Annotated in this window: 30 protein-coding genes and 1 pseudogene; 21 read left to right on the top strand and 10 right to left on the bottom strand. The window is 32.6% G+C overall.

All coding sequences use genetic code 11. The annotated features are described in order from the left end of the window. The 4 genes from GMD6S_RS10165 to GMD6S_RS10180 form a co-directional block, all read right to left on the bottom strand. On the bottom strand, nt 1–333 hold a 333-nt coding region (locus tag GMD6S_RS10165), incomplete at its 3' end, for a helix-turn-helix domain-containing protein (RefSeq protein ID WP_000357953.1). 204 nt (nt 334–537) lie between these two features. After that, on the bottom strand, nt 538–2,226 hold the full coding sequence (locus GMD6S_RS10170; RefSeq protein ID WP_000765654.1) for an FtsK/SpoIIIE domain-containing protein: 1,689 nt from the start codon (nt 2,224–2,226) through the stop codon (nt 538–540). 10 nt (nt 2,227–2,236) lie between these two features. After that, nucleotides 2,237–2,692, bottom strand: coding sequence for a hypothetical protein (locus tag GMD6S_RS10175; RefSeq protein ID WP_001062571.1), 456 nt, complete (start codon nt 2,690–2,692; stop codon nt 2,237–2,239). Nucleotides 2,693–2,714: 22 nt separating this feature from the next. Further along, nucleotides 2,715–3,011, bottom strand: coding sequence for a hypothetical protein (locus GMD6S_RS10180; protein WP_000611955.1), 297 nt, complete (start codon nt 3,009–3,011; stop codon nt 2,715–2,717). A gap of 855 nt (nt 3,012–3,866) precedes the next feature. On the opposite strand from GMD6S_RS10180, the gene GMD6S_RS10185 reads away from it, so the two are divergent. The 11 genes from GMD6S_RS10185 (at nt 3,867) to GMD6S_RS10235 (ending at nt 13,033) form a co-directional block, all read left to right on the top strand. After that, complete coding sequence (locus tag GMD6S_RS10185; RefSeq protein WP_000347608.1) at nt 3,867–4,214, top strand: helix-turn-helix domain-containing protein; 348 nt, start codon at nt 3,867–3,869, stop codon at nt 4,212–4,214. Between the two features lie 32 nt (nt 4,215–4,246). Beyond that, entirely contained in the window at nt 4,247–5,746 is a 1,500-nt protein-coding gene (locus GMD6S_RS10190; protein ID WP_000564715.1) for an AAA family ATPase, read from the top strand. After that, nucleotides 5,733–6,686 carry an HNH endonuclease gene (locus GMD6S_RS10195; RefSeq protein ID WP_000717712.1) on the top strand — a complete coding sequence of 318 codons (954 nt, stop codon included), beginning with the start codon at nt 5,733–5,735 and terminating at the stop codon, nt 6,684–6,686. The genes GMD6S_RS10190 and GMD6S_RS10195 overlap by 14 nt, the downstream gene beginning before the upstream one ends. 97 nt (nt 6,687–6,783) lie before the next feature. Next, nucleotides 6,784–7,641: an ImmA/IrrE family metallo-endopeptidase gene (locus GMD6S_RS10200; protein WP_000344041.1), complete on the top strand. Its 858-nt coding sequence runs from the start codon at nt 6,784–6,786 to the stop codon at nt 7,639–7,641. 8 nt (nt 7,642–7,649) lie between these two features. Next, nucleotides 7,650–8,336: an XRE family transcriptional regulator gene (locus GMD6S_RS10205; RefSeq protein ID WP_000284659.1), complete on the top strand. Its 687-nt coding sequence runs from the start codon at nt 7,650–7,652 to the stop codon at nt 8,334–8,336. A 3-nt stretch (nt 8,337–8,339) separates the two neighbouring features. Further along, nucleotides 8,340–9,755, top strand: coding sequence for a Y-family DNA polymerase (locus GMD6S_RS10210; RefSeq protein WP_000511335.1), 1,416 nt, complete (start codon nt 8,340–8,342; stop codon nt 9,753–9,755). Further along, nucleotides 9,752–10,114: a hypothetical protein gene (locus tag GMD6S_RS10215; RefSeq protein ID WP_000567226.1), complete on the top strand. Its 363-nt coding sequence runs from the start codon at nt 9,752–9,754 to the stop codon at nt 10,112–10,114. The genes GMD6S_RS10210 and GMD6S_RS10215 overlap by 4 nt, the downstream gene beginning before the upstream one ends. Next, nucleotides 10,107–10,388, top strand: coding sequence for a DUF5960 family protein (locus GMD6S_RS10220; protein WP_000087382.1), 282 nt, complete (start codon nt 10,107–10,109; stop codon nt 10,386–10,388). Before GMD6S_RS10215 ends, GMD6S_RS10220 begins: the two co-directional genes overlap by 8 nt. Before the next feature lie 139 nt (nt 10,389–10,527). Beyond that, the gene (locus tag GMD6S_RS10225) at nt 10,528–10,878 is read left to right on the top strand and encodes a restriction endonuclease (protein ID WP_008282466.1); all 351 of its coding nucleotides are present in this window, start codon (nt 10,528–10,530) and stop codon (nt 10,876–10,878) included. Beyond that, on the top strand, nt 10,862–11,563 hold the full coding sequence (locus GMD6S_RS10230; RefSeq protein ID WP_000404289.1) for an SMODS-associated NUDIX domain-containing protein: 702 nt from the start codon (nt 10,862–10,864) through the stop codon (nt 11,561–11,563). The genes GMD6S_RS10225 and GMD6S_RS10230 overlap by 17 nt, the downstream gene beginning before the upstream one ends. 12 nt (nt 11,564–11,575) lie before the next feature. After that, entirely contained in the window at nt 11,576–13,033 is a 1,458-nt protein-coding gene (locus GMD6S_RS10235) for a nucleotidyltransferase (protein WP_000129936.1), read from the top strand. Between the two features lie 191 nt (nt 13,034–13,224). Here the strand turns inward: GMD6S_RS10235 and GMD6S_RS10240 are convergent, their stop codons facing one another. Both GMD6S_RS10240 and GMD6S_RS10245 read right to left on the bottom strand, forming a co-directional pair. Then, nucleotides 13,225–13,422, bottom strand: coding sequence for a hypothetical protein (locus GMD6S_RS10240; protein ID WP_000793099.1), 198 nt, complete (start codon nt 13,420–13,422; stop codon nt 13,225–13,227). 186 nt (nt 13,423–13,608) lie between these two features. Further along, nucleotides 13,609–13,971 carry a hypothetical protein gene (locus tag GMD6S_RS10245; protein WP_000819423.1) on the bottom strand — a complete coding sequence of 121 codons (363 nt, stop codon included), beginning with the start codon at nt 13,969–13,971 and terminating at the stop codon, nt 13,609–13,611. Nucleotides 13,972–14,203: 232 nt separating this feature from the next. On the opposite strand from GMD6S_RS10245, the gene GMD6S_RS10250 reads away from it, so the two are divergent. The 4 genes from GMD6S_RS10250 to GMD6S_RS10265 are packed head-to-tail and all read left to right on the top strand — an operon-like array spanning nt 14,204 to nt 16,697. After that, complete coding sequence (locus GMD6S_RS10250; protein ID WP_000752836.1) at nt 14,204–14,827, top strand: hypothetical protein; 624 nt, start codon at nt 14,204–14,206, stop codon at nt 14,825–14,827. Nucleotide 14,828: 1 nt separating this feature from the next. Then, nucleotides 14,829–15,551 carry a hypothetical protein gene (locus GMD6S_RS10255; RefSeq protein ID WP_001083556.1) on the top strand — a complete coding sequence of 241 codons (723 nt, stop codon included), beginning with the start codon at nt 14,829–14,831 and terminating at the stop codon, nt 15,549–15,551. Further along, nucleotides 15,548–15,781: a hypothetical protein gene (locus tag GMD6S_RS10260; RefSeq protein ID WP_001008296.1), complete on the top strand. Its 234-nt coding sequence runs from the start codon at nt 15,548–15,550 to the stop codon at nt 15,779–15,781. Before GMD6S_RS10255 ends, GMD6S_RS10260 begins: the two co-directional genes overlap by 4 nt. 10 nt (nt 15,782–15,791) lie before the next feature. Beyond that, nucleotides 15,792–16,697: a hypothetical protein gene (locus GMD6S_RS10265; RefSeq protein WP_192811847.1), complete on the top strand. Its 906-nt coding sequence runs from the start codon at nt 15,792–15,794 to the stop codon at nt 16,695–16,697. A 456-nt stretch (nt 16,698–17,153) separates the two neighbouring features. On the opposite strand, the gene GMD6S_RS12460 is transcribed toward GMD6S_RS10265, so the two are convergent. The 4 genes from GMD6S_RS12460 to GMD6S_RS10285 all read right to left on the bottom strand — a co-directional run bounded on the left by GMD6S_RS12460 (nt 17,154) and on the right by GMD6S_RS10285 (nt 20,242). Continuing rightward, nucleotides 17,154–17,351, bottom strand: coding sequence for a hypothetical protein (locus tag GMD6S_RS12460; protein ID WP_081502087.1), 198 nt, complete (start codon nt 17,349–17,351; stop codon nt 17,154–17,156). Nucleotides 17,352–17,535: 184 nt separating this feature from the next. Further along, entirely contained in the window at nt 17,536–18,399 is an 864-nt protein-coding gene (locus GMD6S_RS10275) for an HNH endonuclease (protein WP_000185763.1), read from the bottom strand. A 197-nt stretch (nt 18,400–18,596) separates the two neighbouring features. Next, nucleotides 18,597–19,397, bottom strand: coding sequence for a DNA-methyltransferase (locus GMD6S_RS10280; protein WP_000755287.1), 801 nt, complete (start codon nt 19,395–19,397; stop codon nt 18,597–18,599). 2 nt (nt 19,398–19,399) lie between these two features. After that, nucleotides 19,400–20,242: a DNA adenine methylase gene (locus GMD6S_RS10285; RefSeq protein ID WP_001182267.1), complete on the bottom strand. Its 843-nt coding sequence runs from the start codon at nt 20,240–20,242 to the stop codon at nt 19,400–19,402. 171 nt (nt 20,243–20,413) lie between these two features. Between GMD6S_RS10285 and GMD6S_RS10290 the strand changes: the two genes are divergently transcribed. From GMD6S_RS10290 to GMD6S_RS13030, 6 genes and pseudogenes are all read left to right on the top strand, one after another. After that, nucleotides 20,414–21,070: a MutH/Sau3AI family endonuclease gene (locus GMD6S_RS10290; RefSeq protein WP_000766070.1), complete on the top strand. Its 657-nt coding sequence runs from the start codon at nt 20,414–20,416 to the stop codon at nt 21,068–21,070. Nucleotides 21,071–21,085: 15 nt separating this feature from the next. Then, nucleotides 21,086–22,087: a hypothetical protein gene (locus GMD6S_RS10295; protein WP_001288894.1), complete on the top strand. Its 1,002-nt coding sequence runs from the start codon at nt 21,086–21,088 to the stop codon at nt 22,085–22,087. Nucleotides 22,088–22,654: 567 nt separating this feature from the next. Continuing rightward, nucleotides 22,655–23,188, top strand: a complete 534-nt coding sequence (locus tag GMD6S_RS10300; RefSeq protein WP_000064905.1) for a hypothetical protein — start codon at nt 22,655–22,657, stop codon at nt 23,186–23,188. 9 nt (nt 23,189–23,197) lie between these two features. Next, nucleotides 23,198–23,563 carry a hypothetical protein gene (locus GMD6S_RS10305; protein ID WP_008282470.1) on the top strand — a complete coding sequence of 122 codons (366 nt, stop codon included), beginning with the start codon at nt 23,198–23,200 and terminating at the stop codon, nt 23,561–23,563. Between the two features lie 182 nt (nt 23,564–23,745). Continuing rightward, entirely contained in the window at nt 23,746–24,447 is a 702-nt protein-coding gene (locus tag GMD6S_RS10310; RefSeq protein WP_000264479.1) for a DUF7004 family protein, read from the top strand. A 109-nt stretch (nt 24,448–24,556) separates the two neighbouring features. Beyond that, nucleotides 24,557–24,661 (top strand): annotated as a pseudogene (locus tag GMD6S_RS13030) (30S ribosomal protein S9); the annotation flags it as partial. Nucleotides 24,662–24,672 lie beyond the last annotated feature (11 nt).

Here is a 24,672-nt window from a genome sequence, read left to right on the forward strand (position 1 = left end):
ATGGGTGTAGTTCATGAGCCGTGTCTCCTGAGCGCTAAATTCGCTCAGATGACAGAAGAGAAAGTTTTTACAGAAAGACTCTAAGTCACGTAGAGCAGGAAAAGAGATTCGCAAGTAGTCAATCCGAGCACGCAAACTTTGCTTTTCATGATCTCTATGAAAGCCTAGTTTGGCTTTTAGGTCACGGAACTTTTCAATGCTCAATCCTCTTTCGCCAGCTTCGTAGGAGCGATAGGTTCTAGTAGGTAGGTCAACCGCTTCTGCAAATTGTTTTTGGCTCATGCCTGTTTCTTGACGAAATTTCTTAAGATTGAATGGGCTGATTTTATCCATTCATGGGGACACCTCCTTTTTTATGAGTGACACACTTTTTTTGCCAAAGTGACACACTTTCTAAAATTCGCAATCCCAACTCTTACAAGGAATGAGGAGGGTTGGACTTTGCCATTTTGCCAAATGTAACCCCCCTATTAGAAATCGGGGGTTTCATCATCAGAAACTAGGAACTTCGGGCTACGGTCTGCGCCTGACTTGCCGTCAGGCTTGCCCTTGTCCTTGTCCTAGTTCCTGATGACTAAGCACCATCTGAACGGCTTTGGCATAAGATCTTCGTCCGCCCTCTTCAAAGCAGAGAAGAGTTTCAAGAAGGAGTTCTTCTTGAAGAGGAGTCACCAAAATAGCCGAGTCAGAACGGCCAAAATCTATTCCTTGTTCTTCTAAGAGATAGATAATCTTTCGAAGCGTTGCGACTTTTAGTTCCTGCTCTTCCGCAAAATCTTTTAGAGGTCGTTGGTTGACATGGTTTTCTACCTGTTCTACCTCCTCTATTAGTTCTTTTGTTGGGACTAGTGAGTTATAGTCTTTAAAGACAGAAAACTCTTCTCCTTCAAATTCTAAAATGGGAATTTGCGAGTAGGCTTCATAGAAAGAAAAGCCCCGGTCCAATGGTACATAAGGAGAGAAAAATTCACCAGCCAAGTCTCCGTTGTTTGCGATATAGCCCCGCCCCTTTATCTTAATACCATTAATTTTATCCAGTTTTTTAAACTCTTTGGTTTTATTGGCATCACCAAACATCATGTCATAGCCTGTTGATTCTAAATGACCGACTGAGAGGCGCTTCATAAAGTTATCCCGAAGAGCAGTTTTGACAAACTCCCCATCAGGACGTTGCATGGCAAAAATCACATAAACCCCAGCTTGACGGCCTTCTAGGACTAGTTGAGTAAGGTATTCGGTGACTTCTGCTTGTAGGCTATAATCACGTTCGATTTTAGCGATAAGTGCTGCCCATTCATCTACCAGAATGAATTTAGGCTTCATCCCGTAATAAGTGAAATTCTTCCCAGCTTGAAACTTGGGAGAGGTAGACATGAGTTCATAGCGTTTTTCCATGAACTCCACGTTTTCCCTAAAGCACTGGATAATATCTTCCTTACTGGTAAAGACTCGACCATGAAAGACAGGAATTTTTTTCAAACCAGATAGGTCAGAATTTTTCGGATCGCAAATATCTATGAAACCAATCTTAGCAAGAGCATAGATGATTGACATGAGAAGAATCGTCTTCCCTCCTCCTGTCCCTCCACCAATCAGTAAGTGTGGTTCTTCGATGAAGTCCCAAACAACATCTTTCATAAGTTGGAGTTTTGACCCGTCAACCACTACTTGGTCGATCCCAATACGGCTATCAATACGATTGATGGCGATATCGTACTTAATAAAACGTTTATCAAAGGTTTTATTTCGAAAGTCACCATTAAACATGACTTCAAGTGTTGCCCCAAGATTGAGAAATCGATCTTGAAACTTATTGCCTTCTAAGATAAAACTGACTTCCAAACTATAACGAGATTGTTTAAGATAGACTTGAGGAAGCCTGATTTTCTCTATCGTCCTTTTCTCTCGTTTGACTTTCTTGACTAGATAGAGGTTGTTTTCTAAGAGAAAACGAGAGAGAATTCGCAAGTTATTGAGTTTTTGAAAAGCGAGTAGTTTCTCGTAGCAAATCCAATTCAGGATTTGAGAGATAAGAGCGGATAGTAAGGCAAAGGCAACTAAGTAGTAGGTTTTGGGAAAGGGTTGGGCTTGTAGTTCCAAGTGATGTTGATAGCCGTAGTAAGCTAAGGCAAATAAAAAAGGCGACCACAAGATAAACCAAGTGATTGCCTTGATATGTCGATGATAGACTTGAACTCTTTGTCCACGGTAGGTAAAGAGTTTCATATGTCACCTCCTAGTTTTCTTTCTTGTTTTCTACGGGTTTAGAGTCTTTAGGACTTGCCCCTTTTTTCTTAATCTTAGAAGCAAAGAGCTTGTAGATATCGTTGCGGTTAACGTGAGTATGGGTTACGACGATGTCTTCTAGCTCCACTTCCTCACGGTATTTGAGTCCCAAGTCTTCGATTTCAGACTCCGCCATATCGGCAATAGTGAAAAAGAGGGTTTCGTGTTGGACTGAAGAATGAATTCCTACCACAACACCCCGAATTTCCCCCGTATTAACCTGAACGTAGGAGCCGTCAGGATTGCGTTGGGAACGGTCAATTTCATAGATGGTATCTGTTCCTTCAATACCTCGGAAGGTAAGTTTTCCAAAGACTTGAGGGATATTTAGACCTTCTGAGATTACCCGATAGGTTTTGTCTGCAATTTGAAGTTTTTCTCCGTAGTTTAATCCAATTTTAGCCATGTATGTTTTCTCCTATTCTTTTTTATTTTTTCAAAACCAATTTTTCAGCAAATACATTGAGCGCTGGGGCAACGGAATTTCCGTTTAGGGAAGTGTCTGCAAGGAAAATTGGATTGACCACTTCAACTAGAGCATCTTCTGGAAAGACAGTAGCAGAAGCTGGTGTAATCACGTGGAAGGCTCCGTGTTGTTCATTGTTTAGCACGTGGCGTTGATATTTGCCTTCTTTTCCGAAGACATAGCGTGGGGCATTTCCCAATTTTTCGTAGTAAGCAGTACCGATAAATTCTGGTAGCATGACAAGTGTTTCTGGAATCATAAGTATTTCCTTTCTGAGTGTAAAATAAAAAGAGTTAAGCTAGTTGCTTCACTCGTGAGTAATAATGAGTAAAAAGTTTTCGTTTAAACATTCTGCTATAAAATTGTACTTCACCTTGAGAAAAGCCAGTAAGCAGTGATTGGTTGGCAAGTTTATCTAAATCCTTCTGGGCTTGATGATAGAGTTGTCCCTGGAGTTGTTCAGATGTAGAAAAGATATCATAGGTGAAAATGTAGTTTTTATAAATTCGTTCACATTGTTGTGCGAAAAAAGTTAGTCATATGTTCTCCTTTATTGTAAAAGTAAAAAGCTACTAAGAAAATGGACTTAGTAGCTAGAGTAAATCTATCTAGTAAATTAGATAGACAGCAGTAGAGAAAAGTTATTTGGTTGAAGGATTCTTCCTTCACGGTGGCAACGTTTAGCAAGGTGCATTGCATGAATTACCATCGCTTTCCCAGCCAATCTCATCAGGTAGTCATTGTCATACCCTTAAGATTCTCTTACGCCTTTTGGCGAAGCCAGTTCACTTTACTATTCGGAAAAGTGCGAAAGTCCGAAATGCGTGGAAGTCCACAAAAATGTTTTAAATCTTCACTTCAACCATCAAACAGACTTGACTTTTCTTTCCAAAACGTTTACAATAAAGGTACGAAGTTTAGTGTAGTTTTGGCAATCAGTCCTCTGGTTGTCAGACGCACTTTTTATTTAATTTTCAAAGATCGTGATGCTAGAAGTTAGCATTATTATTTTTAAAACCAATATAACTATCGGCTATATTTATATTATATAACCATTGGTTATATTTGTCAAGAGGTTTTTGGAAAAATTTTTAAAATTTTTAGAGGCTTAAAAATGGACTTTTCGGAACGCTTAAAAGAACTAAGAAAAAAGGCAAGCTTTACTCAAGTTGAAGTTGCCGAAAAACTGGGAATTTCGCAACCTGCTTACGCTTCATGGGAACGTGGAGTAAAAAAACCAACACAGGAGAATCTCGTTAAAATTGCACAAGTTTTAAATGTGTCCGTTGATTATCTGGTTGGGAACTTAGACGAAGAATCAGATGAATTAGACAATATTGAATTACTTTTCCGTATGAACTCAAAAGGACTGACCGAAGAAGAAAAGGAAATTTTTAAAAAAGAGTTGATTGAGTTTATGGAAGAACGGAAGCAAGCCTTTAAAAAAGGTGACTTGCTTTAAGTGAAGCTTCGACAAGCTATGAGGTTAAAAATATGATAGATTTTTTTGAAAAATATCCTTTTATACGTAAGACATGGAAGAAAGATTTTCCTCTAACTGATAAGGATTTTAGTTCTCTAGGAGATGGTATTTATTATGCTTTTGATCATTGGAACGATTATGGCTATAGAACATTGTATGCATTGACAGCAAAAATTGAAGGTGAAATTTACGATTTTGGTAGTCTTAAAATATCATTCATTCCTTACCAGCATGAAAAGGAAATAGACTTACAATCGATTCTTGTTCAAGATGAAGGATATAATCTGATTTCACTTGGAGATAAAGAGTATTATGAATTTTTAAATAATTTTCTATCCTCACCTGAAAAAGATGAGTATTTCAAAAAAATGGGGGATATTGCTTATGATTTAAATAGACTAGATGAGTCAATTAAGCATGATTCAATTTATCATCCCATAGAGGACTATTATTTATTGAAGCATTCTTTTTTACGTAGTGTTTCTTTAAGTGAAATCAGAAATCAGTTGCATAGATTGAGTATGGGTGGAAAATATATCGATGAATATCAAATTAGTATTGTCGATAAAAATGAAAACAATGTTTTAGAATTTAGCAAGAATCCACATTCATTAGAATATTTTCCAGATACTTTATATGCAATTGTAGGGAATAATGGAGCTGGGAAAACCTATTTTATAAAAAATTTGATTGATCTTTATATTAAAAAAAATAGTGATTTATTTAATAATATTACTTCTAATATAAATCAATTTGAGTCAATTGTATTAATTTCATATAGTCCTTTTGATACTGGAATTATAAAGAAAGATAGCGAAAATTATAAATTCATTGGAATCGATTTCAATAAGACGACTAGTTTAGAGGATTATATTACTAAGGAAATAAAAACACTTTTTACGGAGGCAACAACCCCCAAAAATGAAAGTAGAACTAAAAAAATTATAGATAAATTTTCCTTTGATCCGTTGTTTATTCGAATTCTTCCATTGATTGAAGAGAGAAATTTATCAGAAGAAATAATTAATGAATTAAGTTCTGGTCAAAAAATAGTTTTACTGAGTTTATTGAATTTGATTATTAAGGTCTTTGAAAAAACACTTGTAATTATTGACGAACCTGAACTATTCTTACACCCTCCACTTTTAAAGGCGTATATTAGGGCAGTAGAAGAAATTGTTGAGGAAGGAAATGGTGTTTGTTTATTAGCAACCCACTCTGCAATCGTACTTCAGGAAATACCTAATACAAATATCAGGAAGTTAAAATATGATTTTGATAGACATAGGGGTAGTATAGTGAAACTATCAAGTAAAACTTATGGAGAAAGTGTTAGCTTTATTAATGATACTATTTTTGGTACTGACTTAAGAAATACAGGTTTCTATAAAGTATTACAAGATAAAATAGATGAAGAACAAATTTCAGATAGTTTTGAAGCCGCTTTGGGCAGTGAAGCAAGAATTATATTACGGCTATCGAAGGAATTAAAAACAAATGAAGAAGATTGACGAACCGGATTTTAAAGTTTCTGATGTATGTGATACTGCAATCACTGATTCTTCAAATAAGGAAGATCAGAACATCAAGGATGTTTTCACACAAGTAGATTCAGCAGAGTGGAAAGCACAGCTAGAGTTGTATGAGGGAATCTATCTTGACAATAGACATCAATTGTATACTATGGAAGAGATGGACGATGCATATGGTATAACTGTTAAACAAATGGAAGGTATTTTCAATTATTGTATGAAGGATAGTCATGGTTATAAGGATAGACTATATTCTCTGACTCCAGATAGATGTCCTATTTGTGATAAGCGGTGGGGATTTAATGATAAAAATTTAGATCATGTTTTACCAAAGTCTAAATTTCCTCAATTTGCTATAACTCCCTGTAATCTTGTTACAACTTGCTGGACCTGTAATAAGCGAAAACGTCATGGATATGGTAAAGATGAATCGACAGGTGTTTTTAATGCGTATTTTCATGGAGTTTCTTTAGCAAAGTATATAAAATGTTATATATATGCATCTAGGGGGGATATCGTGGTAAATGTTCATTTAACATCTTTTGATGAATCTGAAATACAAGATGAGAATCAATATCTAAGACTAAAGTATTGGTTTGAACGATTATATAATCTAGATCAGATGTATAAGATTAACGTCGGAAATAATATTTTAAAGTTAATCGATGAATTTGCTAGGAGTGATATATCAGAACGTTTAATCTCAGAAGAATTTTTACGTAAGGACTTTCAAACGAACTATGATGAATATAATAGATTTGATTTTTCAGATGGTTTGATATCAGATGAATTTTTGATATTTATAATGTATGATTCGTTAGCAAATAAATCTCCGAATGAATTGATATCCATAATTAAGGAAAAGATTCTTGCTAGAAGATCAGAGATTGATTCTGCTAAGTTTGAGGATATATTTTAGAATTTTCAGTAGACAATTGTCTACTTTTTTTGTATAATAAACTCAACCATTCTGGTTTAGTTTGTCAGATGTTGAGATTTAAAGGAGGTGTTATTCATTGGATGAATTATATTTACGAGTAAGTGAAATCACAAAACAAACCCTCTACTTTTTTATGAAAAAGGAGGAAATTTCGATTCTGAATTATCACTTTCACTATTATTTTGCTTATTGCATTCATGAGAATAACATTCAAGTCATCAGTCACCACTTTTCAAATCATAAAATTGAAGGTTTGACAGTTATTGATAAACTAGGGACGAGTTTTTCCTATGAGCAAGACAATCCAGTGACCAAGCGTCACTTTACCTTGTGTCATGAATTAGGCCACTTTATCTTGAAACACGATGGTTCTTATTTTACAGAATCAGTGGATAATCAGGAATCTATTATAGAGAGAGAAGCCAATGTATTTTCAGCTATTGTTCTGATGCCTGATATTGTGCTATTATCCAAGATTTACTACTCTTGCGATTCTTTCCAAAAGATCAAAGAGGATCTAGAAGTTTCAAAGCAGGCACTTTATTTTCGGCTGATTGACTTGTTGAGAGTTTATCAAGTGGATACTGAATCAGCCATCAAGCAGGCAGTAGATGAATACCTAGACGGTCAAAACGCCTCCCTTCACCATTACTTTCATAAGCTGAAAAAAATATTGATTGAAGAGTTCAATCAATATCAACCCTCGCTTATAGCACGGCTAAAGAAGAGATTGAAACAAACCAATTTCGTGACGAGTCAAGAACTACCAGAATTGCTTGACCAGACACGATGGGATGAAATCAGGAAGATAAAGTATTTTAAAGTGTGGCTTGTTTACAATAAGGGAAAATCTTTAGCTTACGTGTGGGATAGCAACAAACTATCAGAGACAGAAGCTAGAAGAAAGGCAAATTTAGAATTATTAGTCATGTGAGGAGAAACATGTATCAACCAGAAAAATTAAAAGCTCGGAGGAAAGAGCTAAAACTAACACAAAAAGATATTGCAGATAAGCTAGGAATTAGCTATCAAGCCTATTCTGCTTGGGAACGTGGAGTCAAAGAACCTTCTACTGAGAAAGTGGCATTATTAGAGAAACTTTTGAACGTCCCCAAAGGCTATTTCACTGAGATAGAGATTGTCAGACTCTATAATGTCCTCTCACCCAATGGAAAAGAACAAGTTGTGTCTTATGCTCGTGACTTAGTTACAGAAGAACAGAATAAGAAGGTGGTCCCTATTGCTGAACCACGTTATGAATATCGGGTCTATGAAGAAATGTCTGCTGGTCTTGGAGCCACTATCTATGGAGAAAAAGAATACGATACGGTCTACTATAATGAGGAGTTAGGACATGATTTCGCCTCTTGGGTTTCAGGGGACTCTATGGATCCTAAATACCCGAATGGATCCGTTGCCCTTATTCGTGAGACAGGCTTTGATTATAATGGGGCAGTTTATGCAGTTGTTTGGAATGAGCAGACCTATATCAAGCGTGTCTACTTGGAAGAAGACGGCTTACGCCTCGTTTCCATCAATAAAAAATACAAAGACAAATTTGCTCCTTATGACGATGATCCTCGGATTGTCGGAAAAATTGTCGGAAACTTTATGCCTCTGGAGGACTAGGTTATGGGAATCATTGACTATTCAAAAGAGCCTGTCAGTGATATTGCCTTTATTGATATGAAATCCTTCTATGCAAGCGTTGAGTGTGTGGATCGAGGGCTTCATCCTCTTAAAACCTCCCTCTGCGTGATGAGTCGAGCGGATAATTCTGCTGGATTAATATTGGCATCATCACCTATGTTTAAGAAAGTATTTGGAAAAAAGAATGTTGGTCGGGCTTATGATTTACCTTTTGACGTTAAAACCAGAAAATTTTCTTTCTATAATGCAAAAAAACAGGGACTTCCAACGGATCCAGACTTTGTACGCTATATTGAGGAATGGGCGAAGACCACCTTTATCGTTCCACCTCGAATGGACAAGTACATTGAGGTTAATATGGAAATACAACGAGTTTTCAAAGATTACGGTAGCCCCAATGAAATATACCCTTATTCAATTGATGAGGGATTTATTGACCTAACGACTTCTCTTAACTACTTTGTTAGCGATCAGACCATATCCCGAAAAGATAAATTGGATATGATTTCTGCTAAGATTCAAAAGGATATTTGGCGAAAGACAGGTATTTACTCAACTGTGGGTATGTCAAATAGTAATCCCTTGCTTGCTAAGCTAGCCCTAGACAATGAAGCTAAGAAAATGCCCACCATGCGTGCTAATTGGTCTTATGAAGACGTAGAAAGCAAGGTTTGGGCAATTCCTAATATGACGGATTTTTGGGGGATTGGTCATCGTATGGAAAAGAGATTAAATGACCTGGGAATCTTTTCTGTTAAGGAACTTGCTAATAGTAATCCCGACTTACTAAAAAAGTCTTTGGGAGTAGTAGGGCTACGTCTCTGGTTTTACGCAAATGGAGTAGATGAAAGCAATGTTAATAATCCATATAAACCAAAGAGCACTGGACTAGGTAACTCCCAAGTCTTACCAAGAGATTATGTCAAGCAACGGGATATTGAGATTGTTCTTCGAGAGATGGCAGAACAGGTTGCTATTCGTCTTAGACGAGCAGGTAAGAAAACAACTGTCGTCTCTGTTCATGTAGGCTATTCCAAACAGGAAAATAAAAAATCAATTAACACACAAAAAAAGATTGAACCAACTAATCATACGGACACGCTAACTAATGTAGTTTTACAGTTATTTCATCAGAAATACAGTTCAGGTGCTGTAAGGAACATTGCCGTTAACTATTCGGGTTTGGTGGATGAATCGTTTGGACTCATTTCTTTATTTGATGATGTTGAAAAAATAGAAAAAGAAGAAAGGCTCCAATCAGCGATTGACAGCATACGAGATCAGTTTGGGTTCACTTCACTTTTAAAAGCCAATGCGCTTGAGTCAGCATCAAGAAGCATCGCTAGAAGTAAACTAATTGGAGGTCATTCTGCTGGTGGACTAGATGGTTTAAAATGATTGATCGTTCCTATTTACCCTATCAGTCAGCCCGAGAATATCAAGACTCAGGTATGCAAAAATGGATGGGCTTCTTTTTATCTGAACATACCACGTCACTAGGAGAAGAAAAATATCGTGTCGATCTAACCAGTGACTTGAACAGAACAGAAAAACTATTATTACTTTCTCAGCTCTATGTTGGGAATTTAAAGGGGCGCTTTATAGTCAAACAAAAAGCTAAAAAAACAACCTTAATTGGGGAGGTGGGGGAAATTGCAGTAAAGGCAATATCCATCAAAACACTTGAAGGATGCCAACTGATTGAAGTGGAAGACATCCTGGACATTCAACTATTAGAAGAGGTTGTCTATGAGTAGAAAAGAACTTTATGAAAATAAATTGCAGATGGATTACTTCTCAGAAGGCTATATCCGATTCGAAGAAGACTTCCAAAAATATTCAGCGATGAATGTGCCTTTGACCTTCTTAATTGATGACATCCTAAGAACAATGGCAATGAATCAGAAAAACTACTTCAAACTTAATAAAGAGAATTCTAAAGATGGATGGAACCATTATTTTTACTTCCGAATAGAAAGTGGACAAGATAGTAACTTAATCAGAAAATATTGGTATATAGGTTCAAAATAGCATTACTATGCAGTTAATGCTATTTTTTTGAACTTTAAAAGGTTATAATAGTTCTAACTATGATCAGCTATGGGGCATTTAGTTAAGTACTGACATACTTAAACAATCCTATAGGTCTCTTGGCATACAGGAGAAGCGTATGACTTTTGAAGCACTAATTGCACAAATTGATGAATTAGCGGAAACACAACTTGGTCGCGGGACCTATTTTGAATATCTAGTACGTGCATGTTTAAAGAATGAACCAACCTACAAGAATGAATTCATAGGTGTTTGGATGTTGGCTGATGTCCCAGATAGCTATAGAATTCCTAAAATCGATATAGGCGTAGACTTAGTGGCGAAGAAGCATACTGGTGAACTGGAGCTATTCAGACTAAATTTTATAATCATAGTAACCAAAAGTCAGACATTGATTCCTTCCTCGGTGAACTTGGTCAATAGTCTACGAAGTTTGAAGTGGAGGAGTAGTTTTGGAGATATTACATGACTTAATTGTTAATCTAATTGTTGCGGTTATTACTTTTCTTGTATCGACAATATTTAATAATAGACGTAGAATTAAAATATGGTCTCAATCTCTTATTCGATGGAACAAAGATATAAGATTGAGTTGTGCTTACCTATTTCAAATTAAACAGACTAATGGCCGCTATTTGCTGATAAAAGGGAGAAGAATAGACCAATATCAACCTATAGGAGGTGTTTATAAATATCATGATTCCTTCAAAGGGCTAAAAGAAGAATTAGAGTTGAAAGATGAATCTGAGACTCGATTTTATGAAGGTGGAGATCTAAGATTAATAACAAAAGGGAAGCACCTTGTACAGTTTATTAACTGGTTTGATACGAGAAAAAATAGGGAAGTAACTGTAATTAGAGAGCTTATTGAAGAATTAGAACCTGCTGGAATTTCTATAGAGGACCTAGTAACAAAGTCGCAAGTTGAATATCTAAAAACTGTCAAAGAACCAATCATGTTTTCAACTTACTTTCAAATGGATGAATTAAAAATATTTGACATTTTTGAAGCAAGAATACCTACAGAAATATTAGACAAAGTATTAGAAAATGATGATTATTTTCTAATAGAGGCTGAGGATATAGAAAAAAATTGTTTTGCTAAAGACGGACTTTCTAAAAAGATTTCTGCAACCTCGAAGTATATTGTTTAGGAGGAAGATACTTTGACAGATATTACTATCTCAAAAGAGATTAAATCAATTATGGAAGAATTGGATGTTTCGTATTCGAAATATGAAATAGCTACTAATAGGTACAATTCTATTGCTAACTATATCAAAAATTCAGAACTTAGCAAAAATAGCCCAGATATATACTTGCAAGGATCGTTTAAATTGGGAACAGCCATCAAGCCATTAACAGAAGATGGAGCTTTTGATATTGATATAGTTTGCAACTTCACAAAGTTAAGAAGAAACGACCAATCTCAATATTCTTTGAAAAATAATCTTGGGGAAATTGTTAAGAGTTACGCTAAGGCTCAGTCAATGTCCAGTGGGCCAGAGGAAAGCAAACGCTGCTGGACATTAAAATATGTTGATGAAAGCAATTTTCATATAGACATACTGCCGTCAGTCCCTTTAAACGAAAAAAATGATGGGTTTATAGCAATCACGGATAAAACTCATGAAAACTATTTTGAAATTACTTCTAATTGGGAGACAAGTAACCCAAAAGAGTACGCTAAGTGGTTTAGAGATCTTTCAAAGTTCGCTATCTATCATAAAGAAGTTGCTAAAAGATTTTCTGCATCTATTGAAAAAGTTCCTGAATATAGAGTTAGAACTCCCTTGCAAAGGATTGTTCAAATCTTGAAAAGACATGCTGAGGTTTGTTTTGAAAAAGATATTGAATATAAACCAAGTTCTATAATCATCACGACATTAGCAGCAAAGCAATATCAGGCTGCCAGTACAATTTATAGTGATTTTTTAGATATTATAAACTATGTTATTGAACACTTGAAGGATGCTATTGATTTTAGAGATGGAAAACCTTGTGTATATAATCCTGTAAATAAGGACGAAGTTCTATCTAATAAATGGGATAAAGATAGTAGCTATTTTGAAGCATTTGAAAAATGGTTGGAACAACTTAAATTAGATTTTAATGTAGGAAATTATAATTTATCTTATTTAGATAAAATAAAATTTATAAGGACTAGCTTATTTAAGAATAGTGGAGAACAATTCCCAATTGTTAATGTCAATTCTATAAGTCATCATCAAAATTCAAAATGGAAAGAGTTTTTGATAGAAGATGTATCAATAAAGGCAAGTTATCTATATAAAGGATTTAGGTGGAAAAAGATTGAAAGCGGAACAAAATTGAATAAACATGGTAGTCTTAAATTTGAAGTACAGGCTAATAGTATACTAGGGTATGAGATTTGGTGGCAAGTGACAAATACAGGCAGGGAAGCTGAATTAGCAAATTCTTTACGAGGTGGATTTTACAATTCTGAGTTAGTAGAAGGTAAAAGAGTTAGAAAAGAAAGTACTCTTTACACTGGTAGACATTATGTAGAAGCATATCTAGTCAAGAATGGAATTTGTTATGGGAAAAGTATTCCGTTTGAGATTATTATAACCGATAAATTTTCAATGGATTTTGCACATTGACGGAGATTAACCGGTAAGCTGTTTATTTGATATTTCCCTTCCTTCAATCAAACTCATTCTAAATTTTTGAATGAAAAAGATGTCGGACTTTGTTGATAATCGAGATAAAGCTAATCTAAAATTACTTGAAACCCAGACTTGTGAAAATGGATTTTACAAAAAGTATGAACTAGAATTTAGTGAAATATGTTTCAAAACACTTCCTCCCTATCCAAGTTCGGATAGGGTTTTTCATCGTTTATAACTCGTTTTAGTATCTCGACACTTTCCATCAGATGGAAGATGTCAATTTTTCTTCTACGATCATCAGCATTTTTTTCTATATTCTCGCAATGTCGTTTGATATGCCATAAGGATTTTTGAATGTTATCTTCTTTTAAATTTTTCATACTCCTATCTTATCAGATAAACGTTCAAAAATAATGTTTATTTCCTCAAATGATCAAAATATAGTCTGAAAAGCACTAAAAAATAAATAAAGAGAAATCTTTGACCTTATTTTTAGAGAGATAACAAAAACGCTTCAAAATTAAAGCGTTTTTGTTGTATAAAGACTAACGAATAGCTTGAAAATTTTACTTATTGTTGTATTTCTTCAAGGCATTTTTATATGCTTCACTGTCCTTTTTGTAATAGTCTTGTTTCGTTCCTGAAATATCGACAGTGAACACGCCATCTTCAAAGGTGTAGCTCTCTTTTCGACTAATGATATTTGAGCCCGTCAATTCGATTGTTGAATTATCTTTATCAATTGTAAAAGCATCAGCCTCTCCTTTATTGATAGTTCCTTTGTTACCTGAAATGGTAAAAGCGACTTCATTTCTACTCTCGTTTATCCAATAGTATTCACCATCTAAAGAATTACTTGATTGGTTGGAACATGCAATTAATAAAATTGCAGATAGAGACACTAAAAGTAATGTGATAAATCTTTTCATTTGCTTAACTCCTTTTCTTGTATTATATCAAAGAAATATTACAGATGTAATACAGTAATTTTTTAAGGTTGGTTTACTTCTTTCGGGAAAATAGTTATTTTTCGGAAAAAAATATTTATAGTTGATACCGTGTATTATGGTATAATCGATATGTAAGCGTTTTATCAAAAGGTAAAACTAAACGATTTTGACGATTATAAATTTTATTAATTCTTAGTTTATGAGGTTGATTATGGCAGATGAAAATATATTTGTAATGGCTGGGGGAACAGGACTATCTTCCCCCTTCCTCAATACGATTGAAAATAAAATATCAAAAGATGTTATTATTTCAGCATTAAAAGAAGAGAATAAAGATTTAGAAGATATTACTGAAAGTGAAGAAGAGTCATTCTCTATCTGGGGATATAGCGAATTTGATAATAATTTAAAAAATAACCCTCCACAAAAGGGTGACATTGTGTTTATTACAAGTAATAACGCAGCAATATATATAGCAACAATTTTAGAAGTTTCTGAGTCTAATGTTTTAAATTACATTTGGGCAGGAAGACAGAGTTGGAAGTACAAACTTATATTCGAAAATGTAATTCGGATATTTATCCCTTATCCTAAAAGTGGAAAAAAAGAAAAGTGGTTTGAGGAACATTCTTTTTCTCCAGGCGTATCTAATATTAAGAAAGTTATAGAGTGTTATAAAAATGGTATAGGCTTTAGACGAATTATTGATTTGGATGATAAAATAGGACCTATTCAAGGTGCTTTAAAACTTGGAATAAGTAAAGATAAAGTCTTAGGAAACTTTTCTGAATATTGTATTAAAACTAATTTTGAATGTATAGTGAAGGAGATTTAAAATGAATTCAGATTATAAGATCCCTATAAAATTTAGTCTTAAAAATGTTGGTGGCAGTTTTAATTACTATGATAAAATTGATTCACTACATTGTATTGTTGGGGAAAACGGTGTAGGGAAAACAAGATTGTTAAATTCTATAATTGAGAAAAATAGTAGTAATTTTCTAGATATATCGTATGAGAGTGGGACTGATGAAGGTAAATATTCTGTTGTAAAATTTTCTGCTTCGGTAGAGTTGGGAGACTCAAAAAAATTGAGAGATTATTCTTTTGATGTTTCAACCTCAGCGATGTTAAGAAAAATGAATCTAATATATTTAAATAGAGAGGATTCAATTAATCAAGTTAAAGTAATAATTGAAGATTTTAAAAAAGAAAAGTCACATAATAAAGATAGTGGGAAATTAAATGATCTAATTAAGTTTTCTAATAAAAGACTATGTATAAAATTAACTCCAGCTGGCGAAGGAATACATAAATACAAAAAATCTTATTTTAGCGGAGACCCATTAAAAAAATATTTAAATAAAAGTTTAAAAAGAGTAGAAAAGATTTTAGAAAAAAATTTTCAAGATAGGAATTCGAGGATTATAACAAATATTTTAATTATGAAATTTTTTTCAGTCCTTACGAATGAGATTATAGAAATTGGAATGACTCTTAGTGATAAGAGAATGGAGAAATTATATAGTTCTAAGGTTTTGTTAAGAAATATAACTTGAACTTTGATGAAAAAATCCCTACAGAAAAGATCAAACAATTTTTTGAAGACTTTGTAGAGAGCATTGGAGAGGATATAATTCGTAAACATTTAAAACTACAAATAAGAAATGCAAATTGGAGTGAAGAAGTTGATCAAATTTCAAAATATGAACAACAAATAAAATGGTATCAAGATCAAATAAAAAAAATTCAAGAAGGAAAAAATGATAAGAATAACGACATTATATAGCGAAAGGGAATTGGAAAGATATTATGACTATATTTTAAGTCAAAACTCTAGAATTCTTGCCCCAAATGGTATAGGTACATTTGTAGTAAATTTATTAAATGAAATACTTGAAAAGCAAAATAAGACGGAGCGCGTAACAGATTTTAAGAGTTTACTTACTATGCCATTTGATGAACTTGAAAATCTTCATGATGCTATAAATAGTGATAGATCTCAGGATATAATGAATAACAAAGTAAATTCTAAAAAGTTAAATACTTTTAGAAACTATTACACAAGATTTTTTACTAAAAAGATTGAGTGTCCTGAAAATGAAATTAAGAAAAATAATATTAGTCTAATTCAGGACTTAGGTATCACAGTTTGTCCCTACTGCAATCGAAATTATATTAATTCTCGTGATGATAGTTCTGGTTGTGAATTTGATCATTACTATGATAAACAAACTTACCCTTTCTTTGCGTTAAGTTTATATAATTTAATCCCATCTTGCAGTACGTGTAACAGAATAAAAAACAGTAAAAGTTATGACTTTTGTCCTTTTAAAGTTAATTCTGATGAAGAAGTTATGTTTAAGGTGGATCTATCAAGTGATTCTTCCAAGTTACAGTTATATTTTGGTGACAAATCTCAAGAAAATAATGTTTTAAAATTAGAAGATGCTTATGAAATTCATGAAAAAGATGTTGCTGAAATGTTTAGGAAAGAGACGGAATATTGTAAAGAATATCGTGATTATTTAATTAATCTTTTGGGAGATAGAGGTAATATAGGAAAGGAATTTTCAGAAGAATTTTTCGATTATATGATATTTGGAGAGATTGCAAATGATGGTTTTAATGATTATTTAAATTACCCGCTTTCAAAATTAAAAAAAGATACCTATGATTATATAGTGCAGCTGAGAGCCGAATAAACCAATTTTTCATTAATAATTTATAATCAGAAGAACTATTCATTTATTTAGAGAGGATAATTCATTGCATTCGATTTAGATATAATGGAACTTATTCTTCAAATGTGCTTCACTTCTCAGACTGATGATGCTGTAGAACCATCTAGTGAATGGCTAGAATTTTTGTAAAAGCTCTATATGAAAATATATCTGGAGAGAGTTTTGGAGTACCAATGTATAGTTTTGTAAATGAACATAGTGAACTCACAATTATACCGACTGAACCATAGAAAAGAGACCTTGTCAAACCAGGTTTTAAACAAGTTCGTAAAGCATCACAATTCTCAAAATGTGGGTCAGCATGAATATATCAACGTTTACATACATCCAGGAGGAATCTCTTGGGTGCTTTTTTATTTGATAAAGCTTATAACTAGATTTAAAGTTGCTGGTAGTTATAAAAGTGTAATAAATATTTTAAAATACGTCATCTATTTCCAAATTTGGATAGGGCTTTTCATTGTTCAAAATTCGACTTAGTGTTTCAACACTAGATTTCAAATGTAATAACTCAGTTTTGCTCAATTCATTTTCATAATTGTTCTCTATATTTATACAATGACGCTTAATATGCCATAATGCTCGTTGAATATTTTTTTCTTTTAAAGTTTTCATGACTATATCATAATATAACCAATATCAAAATAGAATTTTTTTCTCAATTGTTCAAAATTTAACCTGAACTGTGCTAATGGAACTACGCTTTTAATTGGGTAGCTTATTATTAATTTATTTCAGCTGAAGTATAAAATTAAATGTTTTAATAAAAAAAGCAAGCATTTATAGCTTGCTTAAGAAATTAAAGATTCCGATCCTGGACTTTACGAAGTAGTTTTTCTTTGTCTTCTTCAAGTTCAAGTTGATGAATTTTAGCGTGGCAATTTGGACAAACTGCAATTGCATTTTCAATTGTGTCTTCGCCGCCTCTTGATAAGTACTCAATATGGTGAACATGTAAAAATGGTTTACCCTTTACTTCAAAGGGAGCTTTATTATCACATAATTGACAAATTCCATTAGCATGTTCCTTTACATATTCTTTTATTTCTGGAGAACGTTCATGGGTAAAAGTAGATACTTTTCTAACAAGATGTTTATTTTTATTTAATTTGCTTTTTTCAATTGCTAATTCTTTAATTTCCTGAATAGTTTTACGTGATATTGATTTTTCTAATTTCTTTTTATTTTGTATTAATGTCTCATTATTTGGGCAATACTCTGAGGTTTTTAATTTTAGAGGGAATTTATAGACAATACGCTTATTATTATTTTTATCGGGTTCAGTTACATTGTAAGGTGGTTCAGCAAGTTTAACTATACCTGCATAGGTGTACTCCGTGTCCTTAAATACTTCAAATAAATGTACAGTAACACCGTTTTTAGCCGAATCCTTTAAAGTTCTATTCTGAGCAAAATCAAGTTTTTGATCACCTACTTGTCCCATTCCGGTATAGTGAAGCATATTATCTACCCATGTATCATGGTATATAGATTTACCTGTTTGTTTTGATATGAGAACGAGAGTATTAGTTGTATTTGATTTTCTCATACCACCTTGTTTGGAACATTTAAAAACTTTGGCAATAACGTCATTAGTATAGATGTTATTTATTTTCAAATCATCAATAGTCTTGATATTGCTAATATTCTGAGTGTTTGTCATAAAAACCTCCTAATCATACTACTAATTGTAGTATACCATAATTTGAATACATATGTTAAATTTCAGAGTTCAGTAGTTCTACTTGTTTTTAATATATAAAATTAATTTTTGGGACAGAAGAATATACTGTTAAACAGAAAAACTCTATGAATATTAGATAGTTTACTTTAAAACGACTTAGATTTATCTAAGCCGTTCTAAAATAAGTTAAATTCTGTGTTAGTGTTTATTATTCTATTCTTCGCTAATTCTACAAATTCAGATTCTTTTTCTATACCAATAAAATTACGATTAAGTTTTTTACAAGCAACTGCAGTAGTCCCGCTTCCCATAAAGGGGTCTAATATAAGTGCATTTTCTTTTGTAGAAGCTAAAAGTAGTCTTTCCAAAAGATACAAAGGTTTTTGTGTAGGGTGTTTTCCGAACTTTTTTTCTTTTGGTGAGGTAAGTGGCCCAGACCAAACATCTTTCATTTGTTTACCGTTATTGATTTCTCGCATTAGATCATAGTTGAAAAAATGTTTATTATTTTTAATATCTTTTTTAGCCCACAATACTGTCTCGGTACTGTGAGTGAAAGATCTTCTTGCTAAATTCGGCGGTGGATTGAGCTTCTGCCAAGTAATATTGTTGATAATTTTAAAGCCTTCTTGCTCTAGAGCCATGCCGATGGAGTATATGTTGTGAAGAGTACCACTAATCCAAATAGTACCATCATCAGTTAATACTCGTTTACATTTTTTAATCCAGTTTCTATTGAATTTGTGTTTTTCAGCAGTAGTTAGGCTCTTATCCCAATCCCCTTTATTTACACTAACTTGTTTTCCACCAGAATTTGTAAAGCCATCATTTGATAGAAAATATGGTGGATCAGCAAAGATGCAGTTGACCGATTTAGATTTTATTTTTTTTAATATTTCAAACGAATCTCCATTAACAAGAATAGTAGAATCATTTTCAAAATAAGGAGTAAAGTTTTTGGGAAATACTTTTTTCATTGTTAAACCTCAAGTTCATAATTTGTAATTATGACTTCTTTCCCAACTCTATTTTTAGCATCACTATTGATCATACGTTTAACATTGACTTCTTTGACATGAAAATCTTTGTATAAATCTCTGATGAACTCTGTATTATGATTGGTGAGAATACAGTAAACTCCATTTTTTGTTAATTTTTTAAAAAGGTTTGCTAAACGAATGTGTTCTTCCGTGCTGAAACCTTCTTTAGTGTAAGAATCAAAAGAAGTAGGATTTAGTGGAGCATAAGGAGAATCGAAGAAAACGAGGTCTCCTTTTTTTGCTTTAACAGCTGTTTTTTCGAAATCTTGATTGTAAATATCTACCGTTTGCAGAAATTGAGAAATTTGTACTAAATTATCTCGTTCATAAATGTTGATAGTAGTTTTTTGGTTAGATGGAACATTGAAAAGACCTTTAGAATTAACTCTGTATAGACCATTGAAACACGCTTTATTGAGATACAAGAAAAGGGCACTTCTATTTAAGGATTCATTATCATCAAAAATAATTTGGTTGAAATTATCTCGTTGTTGATAGTAGAATTCTTTGGCTTTTTCTTTATCGCCACACGAATTGTGCTCATTTTGGAGTTTATCCAGTAATGGAAATAATTTATCGAGGTTGTGTTTTATATCGTTATATGTCCCAATTAAGACGTGATTATTATCGCTGATAACTGAGTTTTTATGTTCTAATTCAAGGAGTAGAGCTCCACCACCGATAAAAGGTTCAAAATATTGATTGAAATTTGAGGGCATAATTTTTGTTAATTCGGGAATTAGTTGTCTTTTTCCACCCGCCCATTTTACAAAAGGTTGCAAGTGATAGACCTCCTTCTTAATTTTATTGATAGAACATTAGCAGGTTCTATTATATCAGATAATTAAAAGAATAGAAAATATCTGAAAAGTGATCTATAATAGATCAAATTGATTTTTGTTTGAAATGGATTGAGTTGATTTAAAAATAAAGATAGAATGGGGAATTCTGAAATGAAACTACATGAAGCTGAAAGAAAGTTGAATGAGATTGCCAATATTAAATTTAAAGACTTATTTACTGCCGGAGAATTGCAAACTATCATAGTTAATAAAGGCAAGACCGGACAACTTTTAGAATTAGCTTTAGGGATGCAACTATCCAACACAAATAGAGATTTTGAGGATGGGGAATTGAAGACTAATAAGTGTGACGAAACAGGCAAACCAAAAGAAACGATTTTTATTACTCAGGTTAGTAGCATGATCGATGATTTGTTGCAGAATATACCGTTTGAAGAAACATCACTTTTTGAAAAAATTGACAATATTTTGTATGTTCCCGTTTGTAAAGTCGGAGAACCAGCAGAATGGTCGTTTTTAGAGAGCATCCATGTTGATTTGAATGAAGAACGATTCTTTAGTTTGAGGGAACAACTACACAACGATTATGATACAATTTGTCAGTTGTTGAACCATCATATTGAAACCAGCGATGATGGATTTATCCATACTTCAAACGGGAAATTCATGCAAATAAGAAGCAAGGATTCTAAACCATATCATCCAATTTATTCAAATGTGTATGGTAGAGAGGTTTCGAACAAGAATCATGCTTTCTATTTTAAAAAGCAATTTGTAGGGGAAATCAGAAGAATCCTTGGTTTGTAATGTAGGAGATTTTTAATGTCTGAGTTTGTTATAAAAAAATATGGATATGCCTTCTTTACTTTTAAAGATGGAGAGTATACTATTGGTTGTTTTTCTTATAATGGGAAAGTCGTTATAAGAAAGAGACAAAATAGTGGCAGTTGTCAAATTGAGAAGAAAGATATTATGCGTATCTTGAACAATTTACTATCAGAAGATTCAATTGCTTCATTGTTAACGACAAACTTTAAAAACTTGTCAAAATACTTAGGTATACACTCTGATGGGTATGATTTACAAGGACTAATTACTGATATTGAGGGTTTAAAAATCGATAATATCGATTTCAGTAAAGAAGGTTTTTATCCACATTACTTATTGTTGAAACTGTTGGATAAAAAAGAATCTGTTCATGGATCACAAGAAACAACAAAAACTTATAATTTATATTTTAGATTCTTAAAACAAGTTGGTGCGATCCCAGAAAGTAGTAGGAGAAAAAAAGAATATCGGGATGTTAGCTACTCAAACCCAGATTACCATGCTAATGAATTGATTAAGGAAATTTTGATTTCTGATAAATATATCTTATATATACATCAAGGGTCCTTTTCTGAGTTTGATATGGTGCTAAAATATAGGGTTTTAAAAGATGGAGTATGGAGTAGGCTTCGTACTCCAAAACATATTCATTGGTCAGTAGATTTGGTTTTAAAAAAGCAAATTCAAAAAGAACTGTCAATTCATTTTATTGAAAAATTACTTGATTATTGGAATTCTATTGAAAGTCCTATGAAAACTAATGATGATAGGAATAGAATCATTCAAGAATGTATTTCTACTTCATTGGAAGAAGAATATAGAGAGTTGGATAGTATAGGTGAGTATCCGGTTGAGTTTTTATGGGTAATGGCGTTGCTTTTAATACAACAAGAAAAAGCTAACAACTTCAATGCGTTTATGTTTAAGGATTTATTAACTTCCTTGAAGGAAAATGATGAGATTTACAAAATTATTTCAACTGCAACACATAGATAAAAGCGAAGTGAAAGAAAATATTTTGAAGAGAATCAAGTGATTTAGATAAATTAAAAAGCCATTCAGTGTATATAAACTGAATGACTTTTCTTTTAGTTGTGTAATTCATTGTACTTCTAGAGTGCTTCTTTATAAGCATCAGCACCTTCTTTAGATGACACATCTTCAGTTGTTTTTACTATTGACGGTGAATCTGTAGTACTCTCCCTTCTCAATCGTACCTTCAGTATCTTTGATAGAGAATGACAACTCATTTCTTAGGTATTTTTCGGTATCAATCTAATAGTAGTTGCCATCTAGGTTGTATTGTGATGAACAAAAAATGAGAAGAAAAGCTGATAAGGGAAGAAGTAGGAGTGTTAAGATTTTTTTCATGATGAAATTCTCCTTTTCTACTATTTTGATAGATAACTCTACTTGAGTGTTTACACATAATTATTGACAGTATCAAAAATTCCGAATTGATCTAGAATTTTAGTCCAAAATGATCTATAATAGATCAAATTATATTTTAAAAAGCACTGTCATTATTATTTTGATAGGTTTTAAAGTGGGAAAAGGGGAGTTATGTCTAATCACGAAATTACTTATAGTTTTTCAAATAGTGGAACAAGAAATGAAGTACGAATGAGAGTGGTAGAGAAATTTTCACAAGAAGAAGCGGGTGTGGGAAGAGGAAATGATGCTTCTAAATACAAATATTTTGTTGAAACTTTAGAAAGTGGCGATAGAGTATATCTACAAAGACCTGCAAATTTACATAATGGTTTTGATTTTTTAGTTTGTGTCGAAAATATGAATTATTCAGAACCTAATAAACGAAAAAGAAACTATCCTAAACATACAGATTTTGGTTTAGACCTTCAAAAGAAAAAAGAGTCAGATCCAGAGATGTATAAAAAGTTATATGATTTACTACTAAAAGTTTTTGAGTGTGAAGAGATTACAGATTCTGAAATAAGAGCTATAACATTTAATATAGGCTATCCTACTGATCAAATTGTAAAAACGATTAAATGGTTATTTATTGAACAGGATATACGTTATTGGAACTATTCTGGAAGAAATATGACGTGGGGTGTTATACCCAAGAGAGACTAGGGTAAAAATATGAACAATAGAATACCCACTAAACATGGTGGTGGTTCAAAAACTAATAAAAATGGGTTATTGTTTGAACAAATTACGTCATTAGATGATGCTTTGGAAGAGGCAGGGATTGAAGTGATACAGCATAGAGTGTTTAAAAATAATGTTCTTATAGGCTATTCCGTTTCAAAATCAAAGTTGTATAGTATTTTTTTAAAACCAAGAGGAATAAATTATAAAGAATACAATTCAAAACAGTGGCAGCCAGATGAGTGCTTTATAAATGAACAAAATAAATTCGCCTATATTATTGACAAGAAATTTCAAAACTCTTCAGGAATTGTGGATGAAAAATTACTCGGGTGTCATTTAAAAAATGGAATATGAGAAATTATTTACTTCTTTAGGTTATAAGGTTAAATACTTCTGTGTTTTCAATGATTGGTTTAAACACGAACAATATGAAGATACAAAAAATTATATCAAGAAAATGGGATGTGATTACTTCTTTAATTCTATCCCACTAGATAAATTAAGTTTGTAGTAAAAATAAATGAAAGCAGGATTATATGTGGGGAAAACAAAATTATAGAGACTTCAATGAATTGAAAAAACCAATTCGGGAAATGGCAGTTTCAACTTCAGGAAATACAATAGTTTATAATCTTGGAAATAAAAAAGTAAATCCAGATAAATTTCAAGTTAGTCTTATTGAAGAAGTAAATAATGAAAAAAGAGCTTACAGTATGGGAGACGCTGATTATTTTAACATCATAAAAAAATACTATAAAGGGGATAACATCAAGGTAATAGACCTAGCAATAAAAACGTTCGTTAAGTTTATTGATAAAGCTGCAGGCTTCTATGATACCTACGGCAGTTCAGAGAAAGGGAAAGATTACTCGGGAAAATTTGATATTTATTCTGAAAATACTTTTGGATATCAAAATCAAGATATTATTGAAAAGATAAAGAAATTTCAAGAATGGTATTTATCTCAAGAAATTTCGGATGAAAATTCGGAGTTAGAAGAAGCGCTCATTATTATATTTTTAGCCATGATATCTGAGTGGTATTATTTAGGGAAATATAATAATAAGTCTAAGTGGCAGCATAGAGTAAAATTATTTGGTATTTATCAGGTAGAAACAGGCAAGCTTTCTCCTGAAGAAGCAGCTCAATGGTCAAAAAAAAGAGAAAATACTTCAAAATTTGGAGATTTATGTAGAAGTATGAAAATATTTGATAAAGAATTTTACTTAAAAAAATAATATTTTAAAACTATAATAGTGAGTTCAATTAAGAGGAGGTAGATTAGTTTATTCCCCTATTTAAGAAATATTGATTCAAATTTTATGAAATGAATCAGTAGATATCGTTCTGAAAAGACTTGGTATTACGCTGTTTTTAGCCCAAATGAAACTCATACTTTCCAAACCAGGTCTTAAGAAAGCTCGTAAAGCATCACAATTTAGTAAACGTTAATTCGAGAAAAT

This window comes from Streptococcus sp. GMD6S, assembly GCF_000297015.1.